General features: G+C 60.3%; 35 protein-coding genes. 12 read left to right on the plus strand and 23 right to left on the minus strand.

Annotated features, from left to right (window positions below):
- Positions 1-38: 38 nt before the first annotated feature.
- Complete coding sequence (locus AB3Y40_RS03220; RefSeq protein WP_369437364.1) at positions 39-395, minus strand: light-harvesting protein; 357 nt, start codon at positions 393-395, stop codon at positions 39-41.
- Between the two features lie 12 nt (positions 396-407).
- A complete protein-coding gene (gene pufB / locus AB3Y40_RS03225) occupies positions 408-560 on the minus strand; it encodes a light-harvesting antenna LH1, beta subunit (protein ID WP_369437365.1) in 153 nt (50 codons plus the stop codon).
- A gap of 467 nt (positions 561-1,027) precedes the next feature.
- On the opposite strand from pufB, the gene AB3Y40_RS03230 reads away from it, so the two are divergent.
- Positions 1,028-2,278 (plus strand): O-antigen ligase family protein, encoded by a 1,251-nt coding sequence (locus AB3Y40_RS03230; RefSeq protein ID WP_369437366.1) that lies wholly within the window; start codon positions 1,028-1,030, stop codon positions 2,276-2,278.
- Here the strand turns inward: AB3Y40_RS03230 and AB3Y40_RS03235 are convergent.
- Entirely contained in the window at positions 2,235-3,044 is an 810-nt protein-coding gene (locus AB3Y40_RS03235; protein ID WP_369437367.1) for a division plane positioning ATPase MipZ, read from the minus strand. The two genes, AB3Y40_RS03230 and AB3Y40_RS03235, sit on opposite strands and share 44 nt — an antisense overlap.
- A 303-nt stretch (positions 3,045-3,347) precedes the next feature.
- Between AB3Y40_RS03235 and AB3Y40_RS03240 the strand changes: the two genes are divergently transcribed.
- A complete protein-coding gene (locus AB3Y40_RS03240; protein WP_369439589.1) occupies positions 3,348-4,670 on the plus strand; it encodes a DEAD/DEAH box helicase in 1,323 nt (440 codons plus the stop codon).
- Positions 4,671-4,745: 75 nt separating this feature from the next.
- On the opposite strand, the gene AB3Y40_RS03245 is transcribed toward AB3Y40_RS03240, so the two are convergent.
- Positions 4,746-5,423 (minus strand): helix-turn-helix transcriptional regulator, encoded by a 678-nt coding sequence (locus AB3Y40_RS03245; RefSeq protein ID WP_369437368.1) that lies wholly within the window; start codon positions 5,421-5,423, stop codon positions 4,746-4,748.
- On the opposite strand from AB3Y40_RS03245, the gene AB3Y40_RS03250 reads away from it, so the two are divergent.
- Together AB3Y40_RS03250 and AB3Y40_RS03255 are read left to right on the plus strand one after the other, a co-directional pair.
- Entirely contained in the window at positions 5,422-5,853 is a 432-nt protein-coding gene (locus AB3Y40_RS03250; protein ID WP_369437369.1) for an SRPBCC family protein, read from the plus strand. The two genes, AB3Y40_RS03245 and AB3Y40_RS03250, sit on opposite strands and share 2 nt — an antisense overlap.
- Entirely contained in the window at positions 5,850-6,275 is a 426-nt protein-coding gene (locus tag AB3Y40_RS03255) for a DUF6855 family protein (RefSeq protein ID WP_369437370.1), read from the plus strand. Before AB3Y40_RS03250 ends, AB3Y40_RS03255 begins: the two co-directional genes overlap by 4 nt.
- A 326-nt stretch (positions 6,276-6,601) precedes the next feature.
- Here AB3Y40_RS03255 and rpmE read toward each other — a convergent pair whose 3' ends face one another.
- The 15 genes from rpmE to AB3Y40_RS03330 all read right to left on the minus strand — a co-directional run bounded on the left by rpmE (position 6,602) and on the right by AB3Y40_RS03330 (position 15,937).
- Positions 6,602-6,823: a 50S ribosomal protein L31 gene (gene rpmE, locus AB3Y40_RS03260; protein WP_369437371.1), complete on the minus strand. Its 222-nt coding sequence runs from the start codon at positions 6,821-6,823 to the stop codon at positions 6,602-6,604.
- 12 nt (positions 6,824-6,835) lie between these two features.
- Positions 6,836-7,219: a 50S ribosomal protein L19 gene (gene rplS, locus AB3Y40_RS03265; protein ID WP_369437372.1), complete on the minus strand. Its 384-nt coding sequence runs from the start codon at positions 7,217-7,219 to the stop codon at positions 6,836-6,838.
- A 251-nt stretch (positions 7,220-7,470) separates the two neighbouring features.
- Positions 7,471-8,280: a tRNA (guanosine(37)-N1)-methyltransferase TrmD gene (trmD, locus tag AB3Y40_RS03270; protein ID WP_369437373.1), complete on the minus strand. Its 810-nt coding sequence runs from the start codon at positions 8,278-8,280 to the stop codon at positions 7,471-7,473.
- Positions 8,273-9,076, minus strand: coding sequence for a hypothetical protein (locus AB3Y40_RS03275; protein WP_369437374.1), 804 nt, complete (start codon positions 9,074-9,076; stop codon positions 8,273-8,275). Before AB3Y40_RS03275 ends, trmD begins: the two co-directional genes overlap by 8 nt.
- Positions 9,073-9,588 carry a ribosome maturation factor RimM gene (gene rimM / locus AB3Y40_RS03280; protein WP_369437375.1) on the minus strand — a complete coding sequence of 172 codons (516 nt, stop codon included), beginning with the start codon at positions 9,586-9,588 and terminating at the stop codon, positions 9,073-9,075. The genes AB3Y40_RS03275 and rimM overlap by 4 nt, the downstream gene beginning before the upstream one ends.
- A 5-nt stretch (positions 9,589-9,593) precedes the next feature.
- Positions 9,594-9,734 (minus strand): hypothetical protein, encoded by a 141-nt coding sequence (locus AB3Y40_RS03285; protein WP_369437376.1) that lies wholly within the window; start codon positions 9,732-9,734, stop codon positions 9,594-9,596.
- A 53-nt stretch (positions 9,735-9,787) separates the two neighbouring features.
- Positions 9,788-10,207: a 30S ribosomal protein S16 gene (rpsP, locus tag AB3Y40_RS03290; protein WP_369437377.1), complete on the minus strand. Its 420-nt coding sequence runs from the start codon at positions 10,205-10,207 to the stop codon at positions 9,788-9,790.
- A 46-nt stretch (positions 10,208-10,253) separates the two neighbouring features.
- Positions 10,254-10,550 (minus strand): chorismate mutase, encoded by a 297-nt coding sequence (locus AB3Y40_RS03295; protein WP_369437378.1) that lies wholly within the window; start codon positions 10,548-10,550, stop codon positions 10,254-10,256.
- Positions 10,547-11,062, minus strand: a complete 516-nt coding sequence (locus tag AB3Y40_RS03300; protein WP_369437379.1) for a GNAT family N-acetyltransferase — start codon at positions 11,060-11,062, stop codon at positions 10,547-10,549. The genes AB3Y40_RS03295 and AB3Y40_RS03300 overlap by 4 nt, the downstream gene beginning before the upstream one ends.
- Complete coding sequence (locus tag AB3Y40_RS03305; protein WP_369437380.1) at positions 11,059-11,628, minus strand: GNAT family N-acetyltransferase; 570 nt, start codon at positions 11,626-11,628, stop codon at positions 11,059-11,061. The genes AB3Y40_RS03300 and AB3Y40_RS03305 overlap by 4 nt, the downstream gene beginning before the upstream one ends.
- Positions 11,625-12,137, minus strand: coding sequence for a GNAT family N-acetyltransferase (locus tag AB3Y40_RS03310; protein WP_369437381.1), 513 nt, complete (start codon positions 12,135-12,137; stop codon positions 11,625-11,627). The genes AB3Y40_RS03305 and AB3Y40_RS03310 overlap by 4 nt, the downstream gene beginning before the upstream one ends.
- Positions 12,134-12,643: a GNAT family N-acetyltransferase gene (locus AB3Y40_RS03315; protein ID WP_369437382.1), complete on the minus strand. Its 510-nt coding sequence runs from the start codon at positions 12,641-12,643 to the stop codon at positions 12,134-12,136. The genes AB3Y40_RS03310 and AB3Y40_RS03315 overlap by 4 nt, the downstream gene beginning before the upstream one ends.
- On the minus strand, positions 12,640-13,185 hold the full coding sequence (locus AB3Y40_RS03320) for a GNAT family N-acetyltransferase (RefSeq protein ID WP_369437383.1): 546 nt from the start codon (positions 13,183-13,185) through the stop codon (positions 12,640-12,642). The genes AB3Y40_RS03315 and AB3Y40_RS03320 overlap by 4 nt, the downstream gene beginning before the upstream one ends.
- Positions 13,186-13,342: 157 nt before the next feature.
- A complete protein-coding gene (gene ffh, locus AB3Y40_RS03325; protein WP_369437384.1) occupies positions 13,343-14,851 on the minus strand; it encodes a signal recognition particle protein in 1,509 nt (502 codons plus the stop codon).
- A gap of 159 nt (positions 14,852-15,010) precedes the next feature.
- On the minus strand, positions 15,011-15,937 hold the full coding sequence (locus AB3Y40_RS03330) for an alpha/beta hydrolase (RefSeq protein ID WP_369437385.1): 927 nt from the start codon (positions 15,935-15,937) through the stop codon (positions 15,011-15,013).
- A 109-nt stretch (positions 15,938-16,046) separates the two neighbouring features.
- Between AB3Y40_RS03330 and AB3Y40_RS03335 the strand changes: the two genes are divergently transcribed.
- On the plus strand, positions 16,047-16,925 hold the full coding sequence (locus tag AB3Y40_RS03335) for a LysR family transcriptional regulator (protein ID WP_369437386.1): 879 nt from the start codon (positions 16,047-16,049) through the stop codon (positions 16,923-16,925).
- Positions 16,925-17,806 carry a DMT family transporter gene (locus AB3Y40_RS03340; RefSeq protein WP_369437387.1) on the plus strand — a complete coding sequence of 294 codons (882 nt, stop codon included), beginning with the start codon at positions 16,925-16,927 and terminating at the stop codon, positions 17,804-17,806. The genes AB3Y40_RS03335 and AB3Y40_RS03340 overlap by 1 nt, the downstream gene beginning before the upstream one ends.
- Here the strand turns inward: AB3Y40_RS03340 and AB3Y40_RS03345 are convergent.
- Positions 17,803-18,126 carry an ArsR/SmtB family transcription factor gene (locus AB3Y40_RS03345; RefSeq protein WP_369437388.1) on the minus strand — a complete coding sequence of 108 codons (324 nt, stop codon included), beginning with the start codon at positions 18,124-18,126 and terminating at the stop codon, positions 17,803-17,805. The genes AB3Y40_RS03340 and AB3Y40_RS03345 overlap by 4 nt on opposite strands.
- A 210-nt stretch (positions 18,127-18,336) precedes the next feature.
- Here AB3Y40_RS03345 and AB3Y40_RS03350 point away from each other — a divergent pair, with 210 nt between their 5' ends.
- The 5 genes from AB3Y40_RS03350 (at position 18,337) to AB3Y40_RS03370 (ending at position 20,913) form a co-directional block, all read left to right on the plus strand.
- Positions 18,337-18,690: an AtpZ/AtpI family protein gene (locus tag AB3Y40_RS03350; protein ID WP_369437389.1), complete on the plus strand. Its 354-nt coding sequence runs from the start codon at positions 18,337-18,339 to the stop codon at positions 18,688-18,690.
- Positions 18,680-19,432 carry a F0F1 ATP synthase subunit A gene (locus AB3Y40_RS03355; RefSeq protein ID WP_369437390.1) on the plus strand — a complete coding sequence of 251 codons (753 nt, stop codon included), beginning with the start codon at positions 18,680-18,682 and terminating at the stop codon, positions 19,430-19,432. Before AB3Y40_RS03350 ends, AB3Y40_RS03355 begins: the two co-directional genes overlap by 11 nt.
- A 61-nt stretch (positions 19,433-19,493) precedes the next feature.
- On the plus strand, positions 19,494-19,718 hold the full coding sequence (locus tag AB3Y40_RS03360; protein ID WP_089993977.1) for a F0F1 ATP synthase subunit C: 225 nt from the start codon (positions 19,494-19,496) through the stop codon (positions 19,716-19,718).
- A gap of 81 nt (positions 19,719-19,799) precedes the next feature.
- Positions 19,800-20,348, plus strand: a complete 549-nt coding sequence (locus AB3Y40_RS03365) for a F0F1 ATP synthase subunit B' (protein WP_369437391.1) — start codon at positions 19,800-19,802, stop codon at positions 20,346-20,348.
- 4 nt (positions 20,349-20,352) lie between these two features.
- On the plus strand, positions 20,353-20,913 hold the full coding sequence (locus tag AB3Y40_RS03370; RefSeq protein WP_369437392.1) for a F0F1 ATP synthase subunit B: 561 nt from the start codon (positions 20,353-20,355) through the stop codon (positions 20,911-20,913).
- Between the two features lie 290 nt (positions 20,914-21,203).
- On the opposite strand, the gene panB is transcribed toward AB3Y40_RS03370, so the two are convergent.
- Together panB and panC are read right to left on the minus strand one after the other, a co-directional pair.
- The gene (gene panB, locus AB3Y40_RS03375) at positions 21,204-22,016 is read right to left on the minus strand and encodes a 3-methyl-2-oxobutanoate hydroxymethyltransferase (protein ID WP_369437393.1); all 813 of its coding nucleotides are present in this window, start codon (positions 22,014-22,016) and stop codon (positions 21,204-21,206) included.
- On the minus strand, positions 22,013-22,882 hold the full coding sequence (gene panC, locus AB3Y40_RS03380; protein ID WP_369437394.1) for a pantoate--beta-alanine ligase: 870 nt from the start codon (positions 22,880-22,882) through the stop codon (positions 22,013-22,015). Before panC ends, panB begins: the two co-directional genes overlap by 4 nt.
- 122 nt (positions 22,883-23,004) lie before the next feature.
- Here panC and AB3Y40_RS03385 point away from each other — a divergent pair, with 122 nt between their 5' ends.
- Positions 23,005-24,375 (plus strand): hypothetical protein, encoded by a 1,371-nt coding sequence (locus AB3Y40_RS03385; RefSeq protein ID WP_369437395.1) that lies wholly within the window; start codon positions 23,005-23,007, stop codon positions 24,373-24,375.
- Positions 24,376-24,392: 17 nt separating this feature from the next.
- Here AB3Y40_RS03385 and AB3Y40_RS03390 read toward each other — a convergent pair whose 3' ends face one another.
- Positions 24,393-24,866, minus strand: a complete 474-nt coding sequence (locus AB3Y40_RS03390) for a DM13 domain-containing protein (protein WP_369437396.1) — start codon at positions 24,864-24,866, stop codon at positions 24,393-24,395.
- Positions 24,867-24,925 lie beyond the last annotated feature (59 nt).

Consider the following 24,925-nt stretch of genomic DNA (forward strand, 5'->3'; position numbering starts at 1 on the left):
GGTGTTGGGCCCGCGACATCTGCCGCAGGCCCATGTATTTATTGCACAATCAAGGGCGTCAGTGTCTCCGCCTCATGCGCTGCCATGGTTTCCGGCATCCGCAAAATTCCTTGCGCACTGGTGCCGTCCGGCAGGATCACCGTCACTTCCAGCCCGTCGCCCGTGGGCATCACAAAGCTGGCCGTTGCGGCCTCCAGATTGGTTTCATCCAGCAGCGTTGCTGCCGCCATCTGATCGCCCGTACCCATCGGCACGCCTTGCAGAAAGTCAGACACCCAGGATGTGTTCTTGACCACCTGCATGTGAACCGAGAATGACCCCACAGCGACCGCACCCAAAAAGAGCGGAACACCAACGGTCGGTGAAACGACAAGCCACATTTTTGCATTGTTCATGGTGTGTCTCCCCTATCCCAGCCACGGCGTCGCGATTGCGACAAGCAAGTGCGCGATCAGGGCAATCGCGCCAAACACGCGGGTGCCGTCAATCAGGTAGCTGTGCACTTCTTCTGCTTCTTCGAGGGTCAGACCTGTCGGCCAAACCTTGTCTTGATCTGCCATTTGCAGTCCTCCTTGATCGTGGAAGAAGCACGCCCAGATCCGCAAAGTTCAAAAACGGTTGCGCCGACGACGCCAAGCTGCTTCCTACATGCGTCAAGTTGTCACACTTGTTGGACAACGTCAATGTCAAGTGAAGTTTACACAAGGCGCCGGGGCGCCCCCTTGCGCAGCCATAGCCTTCGTGCCGGGGGTGGCAGAGCAGCGCCTTGCAGCGCGATAGACAAGCGCGGTCAGAGGCTTAGCACCGGCAGTCATACCGCAGCATCCGGTCGTCTTTGGTGCCGCAAAAGCGTGGCGTTTGCCTGTTTTTCTGCGCGGTAAAGCTGGACATGGCGCTGTTTTGGGCGACTTTGCGCCAGAATCAATTGTCGCAGGTCCGGGCAGATCACACCGCGCCACGGCACGTTGTGCGCATCTGGTGCGCAGGGTAGGTTCGCACCCAGACCCTTCGCAGCCGGACGCCTGACGTGAGACCACTCAACATCACTATCCTTGCGATCCAGCTGGCCTGTGTGGGCCTGCTCTGGATTCCGGTGCTGCAATTGGGCGGCACCCGCATCGAAGTGTCCAACCTTGCCTCTCTGATCGTGATTGGGTCGATGCCGCTTTATGCGATCCCCTATCTGCGGTTTCCGCCGGTGATTGCGCTGCTTTATGTGGCACTCTTTGGGCTTTTTGCGGCCTTCGCCCTGCACGGAGGCGAGGGGATCTCGCGTCTGGTCATGGCGTTTGTGTCGACAACAGCGGCGCTGGCACTGGCAAACCTGCGCGGTGTTACGCAAGCCACCATCGCCCGATCCATCGTCATCGCCTATCCGATTTTCTGGGTGTTTCTGTGGCTCTCGGCGCAATTGGCGGGGCAGGACTTGCTGGGTGGTGCGCTGAATTACATGCAATCGCTCAACCGGACGGTCTTTGTGTTTCAGGTGCTGCGCCCGACCTTCAACGCCTATGTGGCCTCGGGTGACATCACCTATGTTGCCAGCACGATCAACGGGCTGTCGGGTGCGTTTTATCTGTTCTTTATGCTGGGCCTTGCGTGTTGGCGCTGTGGCTGGGGCCCCAAGGTTGTCTGCATCAGCGCCTTTGTGACCATCTTCGTGCTGTTTTCCAGCTCCAGCGTGCTGCCGATGGCGCTGATCTGCATTCTTGCGGCTATTGTCTGGATCACGCGGGCGCGGTCGAAATTCGTACCCCTCCTTGTGGTCGGCCTCTGTGTTGTCGCACTTGTGCTGCTGTCAGGTGATCTTTTTGCCTATCTGGCTTTGAACATCGCCAACGACGAAAACAGCCGGGCGGCGCGGGTTGCGCAGTATCTGGGAAGTATCGACCTGATCGACGCAAGCCTCGGCTTCGGCCACGGCTACCTGAGTATCGACGGCAACAACATCCACAACTTTCTGCTGTTTGCGACAGTCAGCGGCGGGATTGTGCTGGGGCTGATCGTGCTGGCCGTGATGGTGATGGTGGGCTGGATGTCGGCCACTGCCGGGTTGCGCTATCTGCGGGATGCTGAGTGGCAGGACCTCGCGATCGCGGGGCTGATGCTGTACTTTCTGATCCGGCTGCTGGCCGGTGGGGCAGGGGGGATGCCCGCAGGCCCCGGTGCCGTGGCGATGGGGCTGGCGCATATGATCGCGGCCAACCGGGCGCCCCGCCCCGCCGCGCGGGCGGTCAGAAATCGACCGTCACGCCTGGCAGGTTCAACTCTCGGATAAGCTCGCGCAATTCATTCCGTGCCGCCACGTTCGAGATGTTCAGCCCCTTCACGCCGATATCGCGCAGATCAAGCAGGGTCAGACCGCGCGGGAATAGCTCTCTGAAAATCACCCGCTCGTTAAAGCCGGGTGCCGTGCGGAACCCGATCCGTTTCGCCAGCTTGGCAATGACGCGGGCCATCTTTTCCTTGTTCACCATCGCCTGCGCGCCCATCCGGTTGCGCACCACGATCCAGTCAATCGGGGTCAGCCCCGCCTGTGCGCGCAACTGCCGCGCGTTCCAGACCATCTCGGAATAGACACTTGGCCCGGTGATGTTTTCGGCATCACTGTCCACATGCGCCAACAGGTCAAAGTCGATAAAGCTATCGTTCAGCGGCGTGATCAGCGTGTCGGCCAGCGAATGCGCGACCTGGCTCAGCCTTGTGTGGCTGCCGGGGCAGTCAATCAGGATGAAATCGCAATCAGGCTCCAACCCCGCCACCGCCATGCTTAGCCGGTGGTCATAGACGTTCACACCGGGATCAAGGCTGTTCTTGTCGATCTCGGGCAGGTCCACATAGTCCGGCGTTGGCAGGTCCAGCCCTTCCTTTTGGCAAAACGTCCGCCGGTTGTGGATATAGCGGCCCATGGTCTTTTGCCGCAGGTCCAGATCCAGCGTGCCAACCTTGTGGCCCATCCGCGCCAGCGCCGTTGCCACATGCATCGCCACGGTCGATTTGCCCGCGCCGCCCTTTTCGTTGCCCACGACGATGATATGCGCCACTGCTTTGCCCCTTATCGGATTTTTTGCCACTATATGTTGGGCTGACGGACAGGGAAAGCGGATGCGACACCCCGCCCGCTCTTTTTTCGCGGACCTTGACTTCGCAGCCACAAAGGGCCATCTGACCCGCAACCGGGATGCGCCCTGCCGCGTGAGCAGAGCGATCAAATTCGCCAGGCGCCCCGATCACAGGTTCCCAAAATCACGCAGGGGGTCCGACGCCAGCGTGGCGTCACCACTGCAACGGGCGCAGCCGCGCCCATGAACCCATTTGCGCGGGCGCGTCCCGCCGGAAAGAACGACATGGACTTTGATATGCTGGGCCTCGCGCCCCGTCTTGTGGCGAAACTTGCCGAACAAGGCATTACTGACCCAACCCCGATCCAAAAACAGGCCATCCCGCATGCGATGCAGGGCCGCGACGTCATGGGCCTCGCCCAGACCGGCACCGGCAAAACCGCCGCTTTCGGCCTGCCAATGATCGACGCGCTCATCAAGGCGGGCACCAAACCCGCCCCCAAAACCGCACGCGGGCTGATCCTTGCCCCCACCCGCGAACTGGCCAAACAGATCGCCGATAACCTCACCGCCTATACCAAGGGCAGCCACCTGAAAGTGGCCCTGGTCGTCGGCGGCGCCGGCATCGTCGCCCAGACCAAGCGGCTTCAGGGCGGCGTTGACCTTTTGGTCGCAACCCCCGGTCGCCTGATTGACCTGCTTGATCGCAAGGCCGTGCGCCTGAATGAAACTATCTATCTGGTGCTGGATGAGGCGGATCAGATGCTCGACATGGGCTTCATCCATGCCCTGCGCCAGATCGCGCCGTTGCTGGCGGCCGACCGCCAAACCATGATGTTTTCGGCCACCATGCCGAAACTGATGAACGAACTGGCGGATACCTACCTCAAGAACCCCGTCCGCGTGCAAGTCAACCCGCCGGGACAGGCCGTCAAGAAAATCGAACAATCGGTGCACTTCGTGGCCCAGGCTGCAAAATTCGATCTGTTGGTTGAACTGCTCGACGCCCACCGGGACGAGATCGCGATCGTCTTTGGCCGTACCAAACACGGCTGCGAGAAAATCTATCGTCAGCTCGACAAGAAAGGCTTTGCCGCCGCCTCAATCCACGGCAACAAAAGCCAGGGCCAGCGAGAACGCGCCCTTGCGTCGTTCAAAACCGGCCAAGTCCGGGTGCTGGTGGCAACCGATGTGGCCGCCCGTGGCCTCGACATCCCTGGCGTGGCCTTTGTCTATAACTACGACCTGCCGAATGTGGCCGAAAACTACGTCCACCGCATTGGCCGCACCGCGCGTGCCGGTGCCGATGGCAAGGCCGTCGCACTTGTGGCCCCCGATGAGATGATCGAACTGCAGGACATTGAAAAAGCGATGAAGGATACGATCCCCGTCGCCTCTGGCCGTCCGTGGGAAATCCAGCCCGGTCAGAAAAAGCGCCCCAATGGCGGCGGCGGTGGTCGTGGCCGTGGGCGCGGTGGCCCCGGCGGCGGTGGCGGCGGCAAGCCCAAGCAGCAGAACAAGCCCGGCCACACCAACGCCAAACCCGGCGGCGGTCAGCGGCGTCGCAGACGGCGCGGTGGCGGCGGTGGCGGTAGCAAAGCCGCGTAGGCCGGGACGAACCTCGCACCAAAACACCCCCGCCCTGCCACCTTGAGTAGGCCGGGGTTTACCCCGGCGCCTCGCTCAGAACATATGCGCTGAAATCACCACATCACCCCAACGGGCCTGCGGCGTCTCACCCGTCTCACTGCCCAAAACCCACGCCACCCCATCAAACCGTAGCGACGTCGGATGCACCTGCGCCCGGTCCGCATCCCGCGCGCGCAGCGTCACCTTGTTGCGCCCCCGCACAGCACGGGCAAGTGCCGCGGGCCGTGGGTCGTCCTGATCCAGCGGCGGGGCAGACAAACGAAACATCCCTGCCGTCTCGGCCATCACCTGCCGGACCGTTTCGGCCTGCGTTTCCAGTATCTTGCCCGCCGCGCGCTTGGCGGCGGTCTTCAACCCCAGCACATCCAGCGCCGGAATATCCGCCGTCAGGATCAGCGCCAACGCCTCGGCCTCTTCGGTGGTCAGCGCGGTCAGCTGACTGCGATAATCAAACCCCAGCTCGATCCCGCCGCCGGTTCCCTGATGCGCGATCACCGGCAATCCGGCCTCTGTCATCGCATCCAGATCACGCAGCACGGTACGCGGCGAGACTTCGAGTTCCTCGGCCAAAGTGGCGGAGGTCATCCGCCCCCGGTTCTGCAACAGCAGCAAAATCTGCAATAATCGTGCACCGCGCATCGCACATTCCAATATGACAGTAGGTGTCATATTTAGGCGGCTACCTGTTCCCAAAGTCAATGAGGAACCCATGCCGCACTTTCAAACATCTCGCCTGATAACCGCCCCCGTTGATCGGGTCTGGGCCATTCTGACCAACCGCAGCCTTCTGGCGAACGGTGATTTCGGGATAACCCGCCTTGATGGCCCCGCCGCCACGATCGCCACCGGCCAACGCATCGCGCTTTACAGCGAGGTCGCAGGCAACCGCGCCTTCAAGCTGCGCGTCGTGCAGGCCGATGGCCGCCGGATGATCTGGCGCGGCGGCATGCCGCTTGGCCTGTTCACCGGCACCCGTCAGTTTGACCTCACGCCCGAGGCGGATGGCACAAGGTTTGACATGGCCGAGACCTTCACCGGCCCGATGTCCGGGCTTATCCTCAAATCCATGCCCGACCTGACCCCGTCTTTTGAAACCTTCGCCGCCGCACTGGCGCGCCACGCAACGAAAGAAATCGCATGAACACCGTCACCTATGGCACCGGCACCCCCGATGATCCCTGGCTGTTGAAAACCCCGCCCGGCACATCCGAGTTTCAGGCCTGGCGGGACGAGGCCCGCGATCCCCCCGCGCTGGTGGTGCAGGTCGGCAAGACGCAGCTCAGCTACAACCTCGCAGCGCTGACCGACGCCCCCGCCATGCTCGCCGCGCACGGCGATTGGATGCCGCTTGGCAACGCCGACGAAGGCAAGCCCACCAAGCCCGGCACGTTCGAGGATTGGGCGCGGTCAGCAGGTAATCCGGCGGGCGGTTACTACGGCCTCCGCAAAGGCTATCGCGGGCGCTTTGCCAATTACGTCGGTCCCGTGCTCGAGGTGCTGGGTCTGGCAGAGTTGGAACACGCCCCCCGCAACAACCGCATTCGGGCGCGAGGGCAGGGTTAACAGATTCTGAAAAACGGGCGGATCGGGTTAACGTAAGATGAACAATTGGAGTGTCGCACAGCCTGACCGGCCCGCAGCGGGCGGCTGTGCGGTGTCCGGGTGAGGGAGGCAATGCCGGTGCATCGTTGTGGATGACACCCCTGGGCGATCCTTAATGGTGAACACCGCTTAGGACTTTGCTGTGTATGGCTTGTGCATGGTTTGTGCATCGGACGTGTATGCCGGGCCGCACCGTTAACCCGCCAGTGCGGTGCCCACGAAAAACGCCGCCCCAATCGGGACGGCGTATCTAGTGTCGGGTAGGCAGTCTGCCCACCGGCGCGGTCTTAGAAGCCCAGACCGGCGTACTTGTTCTTGAACTTCGACACACGGCCACCGGCATCCATCAGACGGGTGTTACCACCGGTCCAGGCAGGGTGGACAGAGGGGTCAATATCCAGCGACATCTGGTCGCCTTCTTTGCCCCATGTGGACTTCATCTGAACAATAGTGCCATCGGTCATCTTGACGTCGATGATGTGGTAGTCGGGGTGAATATCTTTTTTCATCAGACAGTTACCTTATGCTTCGGCGCTCTTGGGCGCTTTGTAGTTGCTGACCTCTGCGATACGTGCGGACTTACCGCGACGGCTGCGGAGATAGTAAAGCTTCGCGCGGCGGACCTTGCCGCGACGCACGACGGTGATGCTGTCGATGTTGGTGGAATGCAGCGGGAACACACGTTCCACGCCTTCACCAAAGGAAATCTTGCGCACCGTGAACGACCCGGCAATGCCGCTGCCATTCTTGCGGGCGATGCAGACGCCTTCGTAATTCTGAACCCGGGTCCGGGTGCCTTCGGTCACTTTGTAACCGACGCGGATTGTGTCACCCGCTTTGAAATCGGGGATGTCATTCCCCAGCGCAGCAACCTGCTCCGCTTCGAGTTGTGCAATCAGATCCATCTGATAGCTCCTTGATATAGCACGGGTTTTCCCGCAACGTGTCTCGTGCCGATCAGAGCTCTGTGTCGTTTTCCGGGTCCGCAATGCGCCCGCCAGAGATGCCGTCAACTTTCATTTGTCGGGCTGTCCGGCCTGTCTGGCGAGTGGACCCCAACGAAAGGGCGCTCGATCTCCAGCGGTTCCATAAACCCACGCCCGGAATCAGCAAGCCGACCGGGAACGGTGCCTTCTAGGCCCAATGGCCTATGTAATCAAGGGGTTTTACCGTCCTTACGGGCCTGATAGGCGGCCCACAGATCGGGGCGTCTGTCGGCGGTGATCTTTTCTGACATTTTCTGCCGCCATGCGGCGATCTTGGCATGATTTCCAGAAAGCAGAACTTCAGGAATATCAAGACCTTGCCACGTGGCGGGCTTGGTGAATTGCGGATGTTCCAGCAGCCCGTCGCTAAAGCTTTCCTCGACCGCAGAGGCCTGATTGCCCAGCACGCCGGGCAACAACCGCACCGTCGCGTCCAGCATCGCCTGTGCTGCGATCTCTCCGCCGGTCAGGACAAAATCACCAAGGCTGACCTCCTGTATGCCAAAGTGGTGCAGCACCCGTTCGTCGACCCCTTCGAACCGACCGCAGAGCAGCGTGACACCATCCGCACGGGCCCAGTTCTGCGCCGTGGCCTGCGTAAACGGCGCGCCACGCGGTGACAGATAAACCAATGGACTCAAGCCCTTGGCCGCCGCCCGCGCCTCGGTGATGGCCGCCTCCAGCACATCAGCGCGCAGGACCATCCCGGCTCCACCACCTGCTGGCGTGTCGTCAACGTTGCGGTGTTTGCCGATGCCATGACGGCGCAAGTCAAACGTCTGCAACTGCCACAGCCCATCCTGCAGCGCTTTGCCGGTCAGGCTGGCACCCAGAACACCTGGGAATGTTTCGGGGAAAAGCGTAATGATCTGCGCTGTCCAGGCGCCCGCAAGGTCGGGCGTGTCGGTCATCAGTTCGCGCGGTTGCAGCGACGGGCGGGCAGACAGCCGCCCGGCAGATTTCGCTTTCTTTTCAGCCATCTTTTGCCTTTCGCAGCATCCGATCCTTTTCGCGCTTCAGGGCAATCTTATCCTGCCCCGCGCGATTCATGGCCAGAAACTCTTCTTTCAAATCAGCGCTTTGACCAACATTCGCGCGGCGCGCGGCGGGCAAGTCGGCGCGCACGTCATCTGGGATGTCCAGCAAATCAAGCAGGGCAGAGGCGGGGCCTTCGCGATGCTGGCCCACATCTTCCAGCCGGGCGAAATGCACGATGTCGATCCCAAGACGGGCGGCGATAGTCGCAGATTCTTCTGCCGGGTCGCGCAGGTTGGGAAAGCGATTGCGGAAAGCCTCAAAATCCTCGGCCAGATGGATTGACCGCAACAGATGCCCGTAAACGCTACTGATCCAGTCTTCACGTTCGCGCAGGGTGTAGAAGAACTCGATCTGCACATCAGCGCCAAAGCGTTGGCGCAGTGCCGCGACAATCTGATGCCCAAGTGGAACGGCGGCGCGTTCATAGTCTTTGACCAATCGCCCAAAAAGGCGGCGATGTCCGGGCATTGCGCCGCTAAAGGTCTCTCGTGACAGTACAATCACCGGGTCGTCGGGGATGCTGACAAGAAACCGGTCCAAAGCAACGCGAAAGGCCCGTAACCGCCAAGGGTATGGTTTCTGGCCATAAATCCGCGCAGCAGAGCCTGCCTGCAGGAATGCCGCCTTGCCATAGAAGGTCACGAATGGGGCCAGCACATCGGCATTCTTGGCCATAAAGGTCTGCAGTGAACTGGTGCCGGTCTTGTGAAAGCCGGGGTGCACGATGACACGCGTCATGATGCCTCAAACAGACCATCAGGCGGGTCTGCGATGATCCGGCCTGCGGTCAGGTCGACCGTTGGGACGGCAGCTTGGGTAAAGGGCAAGAGCACGGTTTCAGATTGCCCCGGCACTGAGATCTCTAACAGGTCGCCCGCGCCGTGGTCCATCACGTTCTTGACGGTGCCAAGCGTTTGTCCGCCAGCATCAAGGACCAAAAGGCCAATCAAATCAGCGTAGTAATATTCGTCATCCGGCAGCGATGGCATCGCGTCGCGCGGGGCGTAAAGGGCCGTATTGCGCAGCGCGTCGGCGTCTTCTTTGGTAATGACGCCATCAATCCGGGCGGTGAACCCGTTCTTTGTCCGACCGGTCAGGACCAATTGGTTGAATGATTGGCCTGTTTCGGTGGTCAGCGGTGTATAGTCTGCGATCGCTTCTGGATCGGCGCAAAAGCTCTTGAGCCGCACTTCGCCGTGGACGCCAAAAGCGCCGCCGATACTGCCCACGATGATCTGGTCGTCACGCATTGCGTTCACTTCTCGATAAAGCAGGTGTTGTCGCGCCAATCCCCGTTTTCTGTCGCACAGACGTCCCTCGCATTTTGCTGTTGCAGATAGGTGCCCGCTGCAAAGGCGAGGAAAATCAGAACAAGCAGGCGGATCAAGCGAAACATGGACGTTCCGAACTGAATTGGCCCGGCCAGAGCGGCCGGGCCAGATGGGTGGCTTACTCTTCAGCCGCAGCTTCTTCTGCAGGCGCTTCTTCTGCTACAGGCTCTTCTGCGGGGGCAGCGGCGGCCTCTGCAGCGGCAGCAACCTTGGCGGCTTTTTCCTCAGCGCGGGCCTGAGCGGCTTTGCCGGGTGTGCCTTTGTTGGGGTTGTTGCGGTCTTTCTTTGCAAGCACGCCAGCGGCTTCCAGCATACGGCTGACGCGGTCGGTTGGCTGTGCGCCTTGACCCAGCCAGTACTGCACGCGCTCCATGTCCATTTTCACGCGGTCTTCGCTGTCTTTGGGCAGAAGCGGGTTATATGTGCCCAGCTTTTCCTTAAAGCGACCGTCGCGCGGCATGCGGCTGTCGGCTGCAACGATTGCATAGTGGGGGCGCTTCTTGGAGCCGCCACGGGCGAGACGAATTTTCATAGCCATCTGTTTTTCTCCTTAGATGTCTTGGGTTTGGCAGGTCATCCCTGCCTTACGTTTTGTGTTGGTTGTGGTGTTGGATCACTTCCTGAATGATGAAATTCAGGAATTTCTTGGCAAATTCGGGGTCCAGATCGGCCCGGTTTGCAAGGTCGGTCAGCCTTGCGATCTGCTGCGCTTCGCGCGTGGGATCGCTGGGCGGAAGGTCGTGTTCGGCTTTCAGCGCGCCGACGGCCTGGGTGTGCTTGAAGCGCTCGCCAAGTGTGTAGACAAGGATCGCGTCCAGCCTGTCGATGCTTTCGCGGTGGCCTTTGAGGAGTTCCGCGGCGCGGGTCACAGCGTCGGTCATTGGGTGTCTCCTGACGTGGGGCGAAAGTAGCGAAAGATGCGGTTTGTGTCGCCAAAGGGGCCCTTGGCGTCGGGGTCTTCGACCCCGCCAAGGCGCTGGGCCACAGCGGCAGAGGCCGCATTGTCTGGGTCTACATAGGACACGATGGTGTCGAGTGTTGTGGTCGCAAAGGTGTGGGCCAGCATGGCGGCACCTGCTTCGGTGGCATATCCCTTGCCTTCAAAGCCGTCGAAAAGTGCCCAGCCACATTCAGGCTCGGGAAAGTTGGGCGGCTGCACAAGGCCCGCGAAACCTGCAATCTGTCCGTCCGCTTCGATCGCCAATGTGCCAAAGCCATAAAGCGCCCAGGACGCGATATCGTTGGTGAACCAACCCCAGGCGTCCTTGTCGTTGTTCGGGCCACCCATGTATTTTGTCCGCTCAGGCGAGGCGGCAAAGGTAAAGTATGCGTCCCAGTCGCTACGCTGGTAGGGGCGAAGGGTCAGCCGGTCGGTGTGCAGAGTCGGGATCATGCTGCACCCCCATAGCCATAGATTGCCACATCCTGCGCCTGCGGATGGTGGCCGGTCCGGGTCGCGCCCAAGCGGGCGGCGACTTTGACAGATGTGGCGTTGCCATCTGCGATGTAGCTGACAAACCCAGCTTGACCGAGCAGGTCAAACCCCCAGTCGCGCAAGGCGGCTGCGGCCTCGGTGGCGTAGCCCTGGCCTTCGGCGTCGGTCGTCAACAGCCAGCCCAGTTCGGCTTGCGGGTCGCCAAATTCGTGACCCAGCAACACCAGCCCAAGTGGTGTGTCGTCGTCATCCCGGCGCGTGATCGTCAAAGCGCCGTGGCCGCGCAGGACCCAGCCCGCGACCAGTTGGTTAAAGTCCAGCCAAGCGTCCTCTGCCGTCATTGGGCCGCCGATATGGGTGGCGCGTTCGGTCGTGAAAATCGGTTCAAGACTTGCCCAGTCCGCGAGACGTGGCGCGCGCAGCACAAGCCGCGCAGTTTCGATACGCGGCAGGGTGGCGGTGGTGGCGACAACGCGATCATGTGCGGCACCTGTGGCCGATTTTTCCCAAGTTGGGCGTGTCATGGGCGCGCCCCCGATCTCGGGTGGCGGTAGACCAGCGTTTTCGGTGTCGGACCTGTTGCGTCCGTGTCCAGCTTGGCGCCCAGCTTTTCGGCCAGGCGGATCGAACGGGTGTTGTCAGGCAGAATGTAGCTGACAACGGTGGTCCAGCCCAACACATCCCACGCATGGCTGATCGCGGCGCGGGCCGCCTCTGACGCGATGCCGCTCCCTTCGAGGGACGGGTCGAACATCATCCAGCCAATTTCGGTCTCGGGCCAGTCTGGCGGGGTCCAGGGGCCAACAAAGCCAAGCGCGGTATCGCTGCCGCGTTTGGTGACCGACCACATGCCGTAGTCAAAGATCTGCCAATGACCCAGCTCGCCTGCAAAGGCACGCCAGGTGGCACCAAGGTTCTTGTGCGATCCGAACATGGTCGACCGGTCCGACATCATGAAGTCATGGAACGGCTGCCAGTCTGACGGCACAGGCTGGCGCAGCACAAGGCGCTGGGTCTGCAGGGTCATGCTCATGCCGCTTTCCCCATCGGGTGGCGCCAAACTTCGACAACGTCGCCGGGGCGATAGCTGTGGGTGCCGTCTGGTGTGCAGCCCAACCGTTTGGCCAGCGCGATAGAGCGTGTGTTGTCGGATGCGATGTAAGAGGCGAGCGCAGGCAGGCCCTGGGATGCGGCCCAGTTGCGGACGGCGATGGCACCTTCGGCGGCAAGGCCTGTGCCTTCGAAGCCGTCGAACATGACCCAGCTGAGTTCGGGTTCGTTGATGCTGACCGGGTGCCAGATCGACAGGCGGCCGCAGGGTTTGCCAGTGGCGGTTTCGGTCGCAAAAAAGCCGCCATAGCCACGGGCGTGCCATTGTCCGAGGTGGATCATGCAACTGTCCCATGCGTCGCGCGGATCGGTTGTCGGCCCACCAAGAAAGCGCGACCGGTCGGTTTTGCAAAAGGCTGCGAAGGCTTCAAAATGGGCATGGGTGAACGGGCCCAATGTCATGCGCTCTGTGGTCAGCGTGGGGATCATTGCACCGCCTCCCACTGGGCCAGAGCGGCGGGATCGTCATGGGCGAGGTGGCGATAAAGGGTTGCCGGTTCGCCATCATGTGTTGTGTCTTTTTCAGGCGTGGCACCAAGCCGGGTGGCAAGTGCAATGGACCGGGTGTTGGCGGGCGAAATGATCGAAATCAGCGGACCGAGGCCCATCGCCTGACCGGCCCACTGGCGCGCTGCAACACCGGATTCGTAGCCGTAGCCCTTGCCCTCACCGTTGTCGAACATGTGGTACGCCAGTTCCGGTTCCGGCCAGCCGAGGTGGTTGAGGATGCCCATGCGGCCAACGGGGGTTTTGGTCGCGGTTTCCACCACCGTAAAGAAGCCATAGCCGTGCCAGTGCCAATGGCCAATGCCAGAGATCATGCCGCCCCATGCGCGTTCGGGTGTCGTGTTGCCGCCCAGATGCGTCAGCCGCGCAGAATTCACCATCCAGTCCGTATATGGGGCCAGATCGTCCTTTTCAGGGCCGCGCAGCGTCAGGCGCTTGGTTTGCAGCGTCGGGGCCGACGTCATGGCGTGACCTCGAGGACGCGGCAAGCCGCGACGCAATTCTGGCTTTGTGTTGCAACGCGACGCCCACAGCCAAAGGGTCCGCGCGTGGCGGCGTCGGAGCCTCCGGCGGGCATATTGGGGTTCAAAAGAAAGGGTGCGTCGCGCGTCATATCGGCGGTTACTTCTTTTTGCCAAAGCCGGACAGGCCCGGCGGAAGAGCGGCACCGCCGCCCAGACCGGGCAGGCCGCCGGGCATTTTGCCTTGCAGCGCCTTTGCGGCTTCTTCCATTGCCTTGGGGTCGTTCATGTCAGGCATGCCACCGGGCAGGCCGCCACCTTTGCCGAACATGCCTTTCATGGCTTGTTTGAGCATGCCGCCTTTGCCCATCTTGCCCATTTTCTTCATCATATCCGCCATCTGACGATGCTGTTTCACCAGCTTGTTCAGTTCGGAGACTTCGAGCCCTGCGCCCTTGGCGATGCGTTTCTTGCGGCTTGCGGCCAGCAGGGCGGGGTTGGCGCGTTCCTTCTTGGTCATGGAGTTGATCAGGGCGATTTGGCGCTTCAGGATACTGTCGTCAAACCCGGCAGCGTCCATTTGCTTTTGCATTTTGCCCATCCCCGGCATCATGCCCATCATCCCTTCCATGCCGCCCATTTTGAGCATCTGCTCGAGCTGCATTTTGAGGTCGTTCATGTTGAATGCGCCTTTCTGGAAGCGCTTCATCATGCGTTCGGCTTGTTCAGCCTCGATCGTTTCCTGTGCTTTTTCGACAAGGGCCACGATGTCGCCCATGCCAAGGATACGGCCAGCGATGCGTTCGGGTTCAAACGTTTCGATCGCGTCCATCTTTTCGCCAAGGCCGACAAAACGGATGGGTTTGCCGGTGATGGCACGCATCGACAGGGCCGCGCCGCCGCGTCCGTCGCCGTCCATCCGGGTAAGGACAACGCCGGTGACGCCGATTTTGTCGTCAAATTCCTGTGCAACGTTGACCGCGTCCTGACCGGTCAGGCCGTCAACCACCAGCAGGGTTTCGCGGGGATTTGCGACATCGCGCACCTCTGCGGCTTGGGCGATCAATTCCTGATCGATGTGCAACCGGCCCGCAGTGTCGAGCATGTAGACATCAAAGCCGCCAAGGCTGGCCTGGGTTTTGGCCCGTTTCGCGATTTGGACCGGGGTTTCACCCGGCACAATGGGCAGGGTTTCCACGCCGATCTGATTGCCGAGGATCGCCAGCTGTTCCATCGCGGCAGGTCGGTTCGTGTCAAGCGAGGCCATCAGCACGCGCTTGCCCTCACGGTCTTTCAATCGCTTGGCGAGTTTGGCGGTGGTGGTGGTCTTACCAGAGCCTTGCAGACCAACCATCAGGATGGGGGCAGGCGGGTTGTCAATTTTCAACGCACCGGGGTCGGCGTCGCCGGTCAGCACATGCTGCAGCTCGTCATGCACGATCTTGACGACCTGCTGGCCGGGGGTGATCGACTTGGTAACGGCTTGGCCAGTCGCCTTTTCCTGCACCGCTTTGACGAAATCGCGGGCCACAGGCAGAGAGACATCAGCCTCAAGCAGGGCAACGCGGACCTCGCGCAGGGCGGTTTTGACGTCATCTTCGGACAGCGCACCTTGCTTGGTGAGGCGATCAAACACGCCGCTAAGGCGTTCGGACAGACTTTCAAACATCGCGCATGGCCTCCGGGCCGGTTCGTTAACGTTGCCCCCAAGGTGGGAAGCGATGGCCCAAACGACAAGCGCACCAGTGGGCGCAACGCGCTGACTGGTGGCGATCCCCGTGATGGGCCGGGGACCGGAAAGCTGATGCTAACCGGGTTTTGGGGGCGTTTAAGCCGGGGTGCGGGGTGAGTCAACCGTTTCAAGGTGTGACGACAGGAAGTGGGCGATCTGGCGCACGGAGGTGTCCGCCTCTGGTGCGCGCCCGACGTTGAGGTGCCAGACATGGGTGAGGCCGCGTTCCTCGACCAGTGTCACGTCGACACCCTGCGCCCGAAGGTGTGCGGCCATCAGTCGCCCGTCATCATAGAGGATTTCAGTCTGATCGACGTTGATAAAGACCGGCGGACAACCAGTGAAATCGCCCAGGATCGGAGAGACCTCTGGCATATCCGAGAGCTGATTGCCCAGATAGTCACGCACGCCCCGCGCCCCCCAGGTCTTTGGCACGAGCGGATCACTGCGCCTGTTGGTGGCGAGCGAGGGGTTCTGCAAGCGCAGATCCGTCACCGGCGACATCACCGCACAGGCGGCTGGCATCGGCAGCCCGTGTCGTTTGATCCGCAGTAGCAGGGCAAAGACAAGGTTGCCGCCTGCACTGTCCCCGGCCAGCGTGATCGGCCCGGCGGTCGGGTCGTTCAGAAGTGCGCGATAGGCCGCTTCAACATCATCCACGGCTGCGGGATAAGGGTTTTCGGGTGCAAGGCCATAGTCGATATAGATGCCGGATTGCCCCGACTGTGATGCCAATTGCGCGACAAGGTGGCGGTAGCCGAGCAAGTTGCCGATCACAAATGCGCCGCCGTGGAAATAAAGAAGGGTTCCCTTGGTCGCGGTATCGCCGATCTGGCAACGGGCGGCTGACACACCGCCCAAATTCATGTTTGTGACCCGCAATCCCTTGGGCTGCCGATAGACCGTCATGGCGTTCAGGCTAAACACTTTGCGGGCCAGCCACTGCGGGCGCACAAATGCCAGCGCGGGCTTTTGCACGACGCGGGCATAAAGGTTCCAGAAACGTTGCGCGCGGGAAGTCATACCGTTTGATGTTGAGATATGATCCCATGGTCAAGATGCGGTTGCGTTTCTGAACAGAATTCTCATTTATGAGTGCGAATTGTTCCAAAATGCACAAAGAGAGACCGCGATGGACAGCTGGGACGAAATTCGGACAGCCTATCAGGTGGCGCGCGCTGGCACGGTCAGCGGGGCCGCGGATGCGCTGGGCGTGCACCACGCCACGGTTATTCGCCACATCGATGCTTTGGAGGATCGGTTGGGCGTCAAACTGTTCCAACGCCACGCGCGTGGATATACTGCGACAGAAGCTGGTGACGATTTGTTGCGCGTTGCACAAACCACGGATGATCAGTTTACCCAGCTCGCCGGGCGCATCCGTGGACAGGGTGCGGGTGTTGGCGGCGAATTGCTGGTCACATCGCTTGCCACGTTGTCATCATTGTTGACCCCTGTATTGGCGGCCTATCAGGAAGAACACCCTGAGGTTTGCGTGCGCTTTCTGACCGGGGCGCGTCTGTTTCGGCTCGAGTATGGCGAGGCGCATGTTGCGATCCGAGCGGGAACCGAGCCTGATCAACCGGACAACGTGGTGCAAAAGCTTGCCTTTAGCGGGATCGCACTTGTGGCGAGCGACGCCTATATCGCGAAGCACGGGATGCCGGCATCAGAGGCTGACCTGAAGAACCATTGGTTTGTCGGTGAAGATGATGATGCAAACCGCGCGCCATTCTATCAATGGCTGGGGAACACCGTAACACGCGACCGGGTTCGTTTTCGGACCACCGACAGCCGTATCGTTCGTGATGCGATTTTGGCAGGGGCCGGGATCGGATTTATTCCGGAAAAGGAATTGACGTCCCACAAGACCCTCACGAAGGTGATCCCGTCAAAGTCTGAATGGTCGGCCCCTTTGTGGTTGGTCACACATGTCGATCTGCACAGAACGGCAAAAGTCCAGTCATTCCTGAGCTTCATCAAGGAACACGCCAAAAGCTGGGATATTTGATGCAGCCTGCGATTCAGGGGCATCTGGCGATGCTCTTGTTCTCGCTTTTGGTGGCGGGATCCTTTGCGCTGGGTGTTTTGGCTGCCAACGAAATTTCGCCGATTGCCCTGAACACCGTGCGATTCTGGATCGCCACAGCTATCATGGGGATCGCGGTTCTTGCCACAACCGGTCTGCCAGCCAAGGCGCGGCAAGCCCTGTGGCGTTATCCGGTGCTGGCGGCGTTTTTTGCCGCTTACTTCGTGCTGATGTTCGAGGGCCTGAAAACGGCGCCGGCGGTCAGTGCCGCTGCCGTCTTTACACTGACACCGATCATCGCGGCTGGCTTTGGCTGGTTCCTGCTGCGACAACGTCTGACGGGACGGATGGCGCTGGCGTTGGCGATTGGCGGCACTGGTGCGCTTTGGGTGATCTTTCGGGCGGACATAACTGCGCTGCTGGGGGTGAACGTCGGCCGGGGAGAGTTCATCTATTTCTGGGGCTGTGTGGCCCATGCGATCTATACCCCTTTGGTCGCGCGGTTGAACCGGGGCGAGCCTGCGATTGTCTTTACCTTTGGTACCCTGTTGGCGGGGGCGCTTATCCTGACGACAATTGGCTGGGGCGATCTGTGGGCGACGGATTGGCGCGCGCTTCCCGGAGTGGTCTGGCTGACGATCCTTTATACCGCGATTTTTGCGAGTGCTGCGACCTTTACTCTGCTGCAGTTCGCGGCGCTGCGACTGCCGAGTGCCAAGGTTATGGCGTATACATATCTGACGCCCAGTTGGGTCATCGTGTGGCAGTTGGCACTGGGTGCGGGCGCGCCACCGGGGCTTATTCTGGTGGGGGTAGGATTGACCATTGTGGCGCTTTATCTGCTGTTGCGCGATGACGGTTAGTTGTCGAGTTCTTTCTCCAGGAAACGCTCGAACGCGTCCAGATCAATCCCTTCCATCTGGCCAAAGCCCTGCATCCAGACGCTGGCCTCGCGCAATGCGTCAGGTTCAAGCTTGCACCATTTGACCCGGCCGCGCTTTTCCTGAGAGATCAAGCCAGCGGCGGTCAGAACGCCCAGGTGCTTTGAGATCGCGGCCAGCGACATTTCGAACGGCGCGGCCACGTCTGTGACGGCCATGTCATCCTCGAGCAGCATCGCAAGAATCGCACGGCGGGTCGGGTCGGCAAGGGCTGCAAAGGTGGCATCAAGGCTGGGCGTCATGGATCTGGTTAAGCGTGATGCGTGCGAAACGTCAACCAGTTGGTTGAATATCGCGATAGCGGCAACTGTCGTGTTTATGGTGTGTTTCGCGCTGCTGCGCGCGCCACAAAATGGCTTATTATCAAGTGGTTGAAAGGCACTGCTGCCTTGCTTGACTCTGTCCCACCCCGGACCTAAACCTGCGCCAACTTCGCGAAGGGGTGTTTTGACGTGTCCGACGACAAAAATCCCGCCGACGACAAGGCCCGTCTGGCCGCGTTAGAGGCGAAATTGGCCGAACGCCGCGCACCGGCAGAGGTCAAGCACCATAGCGAAGAACACTATTCGCAGGCACAGCTTGCATGGCGGATGGTGATCGAATTAGTCGCCGGTCTTGGGATCGGTTTTGGCATTGGATACGGGCTTGACCGCCTGTTCGGGACCACCCCGATCTTTCTGGTGCTGTTCATATTCTTCGGCCTCGCGGCTGGCATCCAGACGATGCTGCGCTCGGCCAAGGAAGTGCAGAGAAAGCAGCTGGCACGCGAGGCTGGCGAACAAGAGGACGAAACACGTGGCGACTGATGCGAAAGCCGAAGGCGGACTTGTTTTTCACCCACTGGATCAGTTCATCGTCAAACCGCTGTTTGGTGACGGGCCGGTGCATTGGTACACGCCCACCAACGTGACGGCTTGGATGGCTGCGGCAATCTTGTGCATTGTTGCCATTTTTGTGTTTGGTAGCCGTGGTCGCGCCACGATCCCGACGCGTCTGCAATCCATCGCAGAGCTGATCTATGGCTTTATCTACAAGATGGTCGAGGATGTGACCGGCAAGGATGGGGTGAAGTATTTCCCCTATATCATGACGCTTTTCGTGTTCATCTTGTTTGCCAACTATCTGGCGCTGATCCCCACATCGTATTCGCCCACCTCGATGATCGCGGTGACGGCGGTGTTGGGCTTTGGCGTGTTCATCTGCGTGACGATCCTGGGGTTCGTGCTGAATGGTGCAGCGTTTCTGGGTCTGTTCTGGATGAAAGATGCGCCGCTGGTGCTGCGCCCGATCATCGCAGTCATCGAAGTGATTTCCTACTTCGTGCGCCCGGTTAGCCATTCCATTCGTCTGGCAGGTAACATCATGGCCGGTCACGCCGTGCTGAAAGTGTTCGCAGGCTTTGCCGCGATCACGCTGGTCAGCCCGGTCGCCATCTTCGGCATCGTTGCCATCTACGGGCTAGAGGTCCTTGTGGCCGGTATCCAGGCCTATGTTTTCACCATTTTGACGTGCGTCTATCTGAAAGACGCGCTGCATCCCGCTCACTAACAGGTTTGGTGGGCAGATTGCCCACCCTACAAGACAACTTCCAATCGTAAGGAGATACATCATGGAAGGCGAACTCGCACACATCGGCGCTGGTCTGGCTGCAATCGGTTCCGGCGCTGCCGCAATCGGTGTTGGTACAGTTGCTGGCAACTACCTCGCAGGTGCCCTGCGTAACCCATCCGCTGCTGCATCGCAGACAGCAACCCTGTTCATCGGTCTGGCCTTCGCAGAAGCCTTGGGGATCTTTGCATTCCTCGTGTCGCTCCTGCTGATGTTCGCCGTCTAAGAACACACCCATATCCTTACGTCTGGTCGGGACGCATCGCGCGACCCGACCAGGAAACACCAAGGTTATCCGGGGGCCATCATGGCAACAGAAACAACAGAAACCGCAGCAGGCGCCTGCGTTGACGCAGGTGGTAGCGCCATTGGCATGCCGCAGCTTTGCGCGGACTGGATGCCGAACCAGATCTTCTGGCTCGTCGTCTCGCTGATCGTGATCTACTTTGTCTTGTCGCGCATTGCTTTGCCGCGCATTGGGGCAGTGCTGGCCGAACGGTCAGGCACGATCACCAATGATCTGGCAAAGGCCGAAGACTTCAAGCTGCAGGCCACCGAAGCAGAAGCCGCCTATGAAAAGGCGCTTGCTGATGCCCGGGCCGAGGCCAGCAAGATTGTCGCCGAAGCGCGCGCCGCGATCCAGTCTGATCTGGATGCAGAGCTTGCCAAGGCAGACGCACAGATTTCAGCACAGACCGCGGAAAGCGAAAAGGCAATTGCCGAGATCCGCGCCAGTGCAACCGACAGCATCAAGACTGTCGCCAAGGACGTGGCCAAATCGCTGGTCACTGCCATGGGCGGCACCGCGGATGCGAAAGCCGTCACCGCGGCCGTCACTGCAAAGATGAAGGGATAAGAGGATGAAACGTTTTCTGACCCCGCTCTTCATTCTTGCCGCCTCACCTGCGTTTGCGGCCGGTGACAAGCCGTTCTTTTCGCTCAAGAACACCGATTTTGTTGTCTCAATCGCGTTCCTGATTTTCATCGGAATCCTGCTCTATTTCAAAGTCCCCTCAAAGGTCGGCGAAATGCTGGACGCGCGGTCCAAGGCGATCAAATCCGATCTGGATGAAGCGCGTGCCCTGCGCGAAGAAGCCCAGTCGCTGCTGGCCTCTTACGAGCGCAAGCAGAAAGAGGTGCAGGAGCAGGCGGACCGCATCGTCGCCTCGGCCAAGGAAGAGGCACAGAACGCCGCGACCGCTGCCAAGGACGAGATCAAAGCCTCTGTCGCCCGCCGTCTGGCTGGCGCGGAAGAGCAGATTGCAAGCGCGCAAGCTGCGGCCGTGAAAGAGGTTAAGGATCAGGCGGTCATTGTGGCCGTTTCCGCAGCCAAGGACATCATGGCCAAGCAGATGGATGCAAAAGCGGCTGGTGCCCTGATCGACGAGGCAATCGAGGCCGTGGGTACACGGTTGCACTAAGCTCAACCGCCATCGTGAATTGAAAAACCCGGTCCAAGTGGCCGGGTTTTTGTTGGTGGGATGCAGGCTGAAAGTACCGACATGCATATGGTTGGGGCCCGATAGGGACTGTCGGGTTTGGGTCCAGATCAATCTTATAGATGCTTGGCGGCGACGGACCACTTTCAAACGCAAAGCAACACGCCTTGGCGACAGCATACGCCAAGGCGAATGCAGCTCTTCGCTTGATGTCCGCGTCGTAAGAATGCGCAGCCCTTTGCCGTTCTGACGGCTGTCAGCGCAGGGTTAGATCAGCGATAGACCTCGTCCTCGGTCGGAAAGGCGCGGGCGCGGACGTCTTGGGCGTAGCGTTTGACGCTGTCTTCGATCATCGGGCCAAGCTGACCGTAGACCTTCACAAACTTCGGGGTCCAAGGGTTCAGGCCCAGCATGTCCTCGAGCACGAGGATTTGGCCATCGCAATTGACGGAGGCACCGATGCCGATGGTGGGGATGTCAACGGCGGCGGTGATCTTGTCGGCCAGTTCCTCGACCACGCCTTCGACCACCACGGCAAAGGCCCCAGCATCGGCCACGGCTTTGGCATCGTTGATATGTACGGCCCACGCCGCCTCATCCCGGCCCTGTACCTTGAAACCGCCCATCGTGTTGACCGATTGCGGTGTCAGCCCGATATGCGCCATGACCGGGATGCCGCGTTCGACCAGATAGCGGATGGTTTCTGCCATGCGCGCGCCACCTTCGAGCTTGACCGCCTGACACTGGGTTTCCTTCATGATCTTGGCGGCGTTGCGGAAAGCCATCTGCGGAGATTCTTCGTAGGTGCCAAAGGGCATGTCGACCACGATCAGGGCGCGCTGAGTGCCACGGACCACAGCCTTGCCATGCATAATCATTAGGTCAAGCGGCACGCCCACGGTGCTTTCCATCCCGTGCATCACCATGCCAAGGCTGTCGCCCACAAGAATGAAGTCGGCATATTTGTCCACTAGGGCGGCGGTGTGCGCGTGGTAGCTGGTGAGCGAGACGATCGGCTCTCCCCCCTTGCGGGACGAAATTTGTGGGACCGTGGTGCGGCGAATGACTTCTTTTTGGCTGCTCATGGTGTGATCTCTCTTTGGTCGATGAGCATCACCATCATGAATTGCACGGAAATCATGATGCCGATGGTTTGGGTGGGCACGCCGGTTACGGGTTCAAAGGTGGCGGCGTCCACAATGTCGAGGCCGGTGAGTTTGGCCGACCGCTTGGAGGCGATGACGCCCCGGATGCTTTCGGCCACTTGTTCGACGGTTTTGCCTTCTTTCACCAGCGCCTCTGCCACGGTGAGCGACAGGTTGAGGACGCGGGCGTCATAGCGTTCATCCCCGATCAGACGCACATTGCGCGAGGACATGGCAAGGCCATCCGGCTCTCGCACAGTTGGCACACCGTGGATTGCGATGGGCATATGCAGGTCGGTGACCATGCGCCGGATGACGGCAAGCTGCTGGTAGTCCTTTTCGCCGAAATAGGCCGCATCTGCGCCGATGATGTTGAAAAGCTTGGTGACGACGGTGGCGACACCGCGAAAGTGACCGGGGCGCACTTTGCCGTGCAGCATATTCGCCAGACGGGTGGTTTCGACGATGGTTTCTTCGCCTGCCGGGTAGATGTCGGCGGCGTCGGGGATGAAGACTGCGGCGACACCTGCGTCGCGCAGCATCGAAAGGTCTGCGTCTTCATCGCGGGGATAGTTTTCGAGGTCCTTAGGATCACCGAACTGGGTGGGGTTCACAAAGATCGTGGCGACAACGGCTGGATGATCTGCCGCCGCTGCGGCCACCAGCGCCATGTGACCCGCATGCAAAGCGCCCATGGTGGTCACAAGCCCAACAGAGCCCTTGCTGCGCAGATCAGCCATAACAGCGCGGATGTCGGCGATAGAGCGGCAGATTTGCATGGCAGTCCCGGCACGGTTTGGCGTCACCCGGTTGTATGCCGGGGCGGGCAGGGCGGCAAGCGGTGCCGCAAAAACTTCACGTTTGGTCCCTGAGTATGCCGGATTGCCCCGCCATGCCACATCGGACGTGACGACAGATGAGGCGGCTGATGATCAGAGTTATCCTTCCGGCAATTGCATTGTGTATTCTGCTGCTTGGCGGTGGCGGGCTTTATTTTCTTTATACGCAATTGCATGGCAAAGAGACGACGCTGTCGCTGAACGGCGGCAATGAAAACGTCAGCGCGGGCGGGACGGCCCTGCGGATGATGTTCGAGAACGCAACCGGTCAGGTCACAAAGACACCGGACATTGATTTGCGCGGGCATATTCCGCCAGCACCCGACGGCTGGTACGCCAAATATTACGAACAAAAGGACGGCGAGACGATTGTCGGGGCGGAACTGATCCCCACGATGGTGTCAAAATCCACAACCAACAACATCCTGCTCGATTTCCGTCGCGCCGATCAGGCCGGAGCCGGAGGCGAGACGCAGACCTATTTGCGCGGTGGGCTGTTGATGGCGCTGCGGATGCAGCGGCTAGAGCAGGTGAACACCAATACCGTGCAGGGGCAGATATTGGGCGAGATAAACGCATCCATGTCGGCCTTTGCTGACCTTGGTGGGAACGTGGACGATGGCAGGCCACGCAAGGCGCTATTTGCGCGGGTCGACGGGATCGACTGGATCGAGCATCCAAGGACATCGCGTAGGCCCGCCACGGGTGAGATCACGCCTGTGAATTATCGCCGGTTCACCGCCAAATTGGGCACCTTTGTAGAGCTCGAAGTTATCACCAATGCAGCTGACGCTCATGTTGCGGCTTTGCTGGGGCAGTTTGATCTGGCAGCCCTTAATGCGCTGCTGCCGACGCCGGACCCGAAATTTCGCGCGGACGTTGGTGTGCATACGGCCAAGGACACCTTGTCCGAAGAGCCACCCGGTCCCAGCATGGCGATGCGTGCGCATGAAATCTTGAATGATGGGCGTATCCATTCGCCAATGAACACGCGCATTCTGGAACGCATGGTCGCAGGGGACATCACCGATTGGGACAGTCTGGTCAAACGCAATGGCCGCGCCTTTGCCCCATCAGAGATTCTTACCGGCTTGCTTGGTCCAGAGCCTGATTACATCAAGGTTGGGCGGATTGCGCATAAGTTGTTGCACGGCAACAACCCGGTCACAGATAGTGAGCGCCGGTTGGTCAACGACATCTATGACGGACGTTTGCTGACTCAGGCGGCGGCCCAAGGGTCGCGGTATTTTGATGCGGCTTCCATCCGTGATGAAACGCGGCAACTGATTGCCTTGTTGCCAGTGGGGTCCGCTGATCCGCAGGCGGCAGAGGCACCAACGGCAGCGCCAACACCGACTGCCAAACCCACCGTTCGGCGTGGCGCCAACGGCGGCAACCTGGGCGCCAGTGACTGTGCGATCGAACTGGGTGTGCGTCGCTGCGTGCTAAGCGACGGATAAAAAGCTGTGTGGGTCGTCTATGACCCGCGCAAGACCGCAGGCGAAAAGAGCACGCCGAATTGTTCGCACCAGATCACCACGGCGGGATAGGCCGAAAGGTCGGTGCCTGCGGGCACGGTGTAGGCCTGATTGCCAACGTTGCCCTTGAGCTGTCCCAGTGACAGCCAGTCGGCCCCTTTGACATCCGCAGAGGATCGCGGATCGGGGTGGGCGGTGAGCCACACTTCGAGGTCGGGACCGTTTGTGACCTCAAAATCGGTGAATTGTAGTTCTGTGATGCCATCGGCGCGGGTGACGACCGACACGGTGCCGCTGCCGCGATGGGCGCTGTCGGCGTCCACAAAGGTGCCTGTGGCCGACACCTCGGCCTGCGCCAGTTCTTCGGACACGACGGTGTCAAAGAACAGAGGCCCCGTCAGATACCAGCCAACTGCACCAACGGCGACGCCGACGACAAAGCTGGGAAACGCGATTCTGAGAAAACGGAACATTTAGGGCTCCTAAGGTTCGAATGGCCGGGTACTTTGCGTACAAGGTAGCTTGCCCCGGC

The organism is Yoonia sp. R2331, assembly GCF_041103235.1.
Lineage (GTDB): Bacteria > Pseudomonadota > Alphaproteobacteria > Rhodobacterales > Rhodobacteraceae > CANMYO01.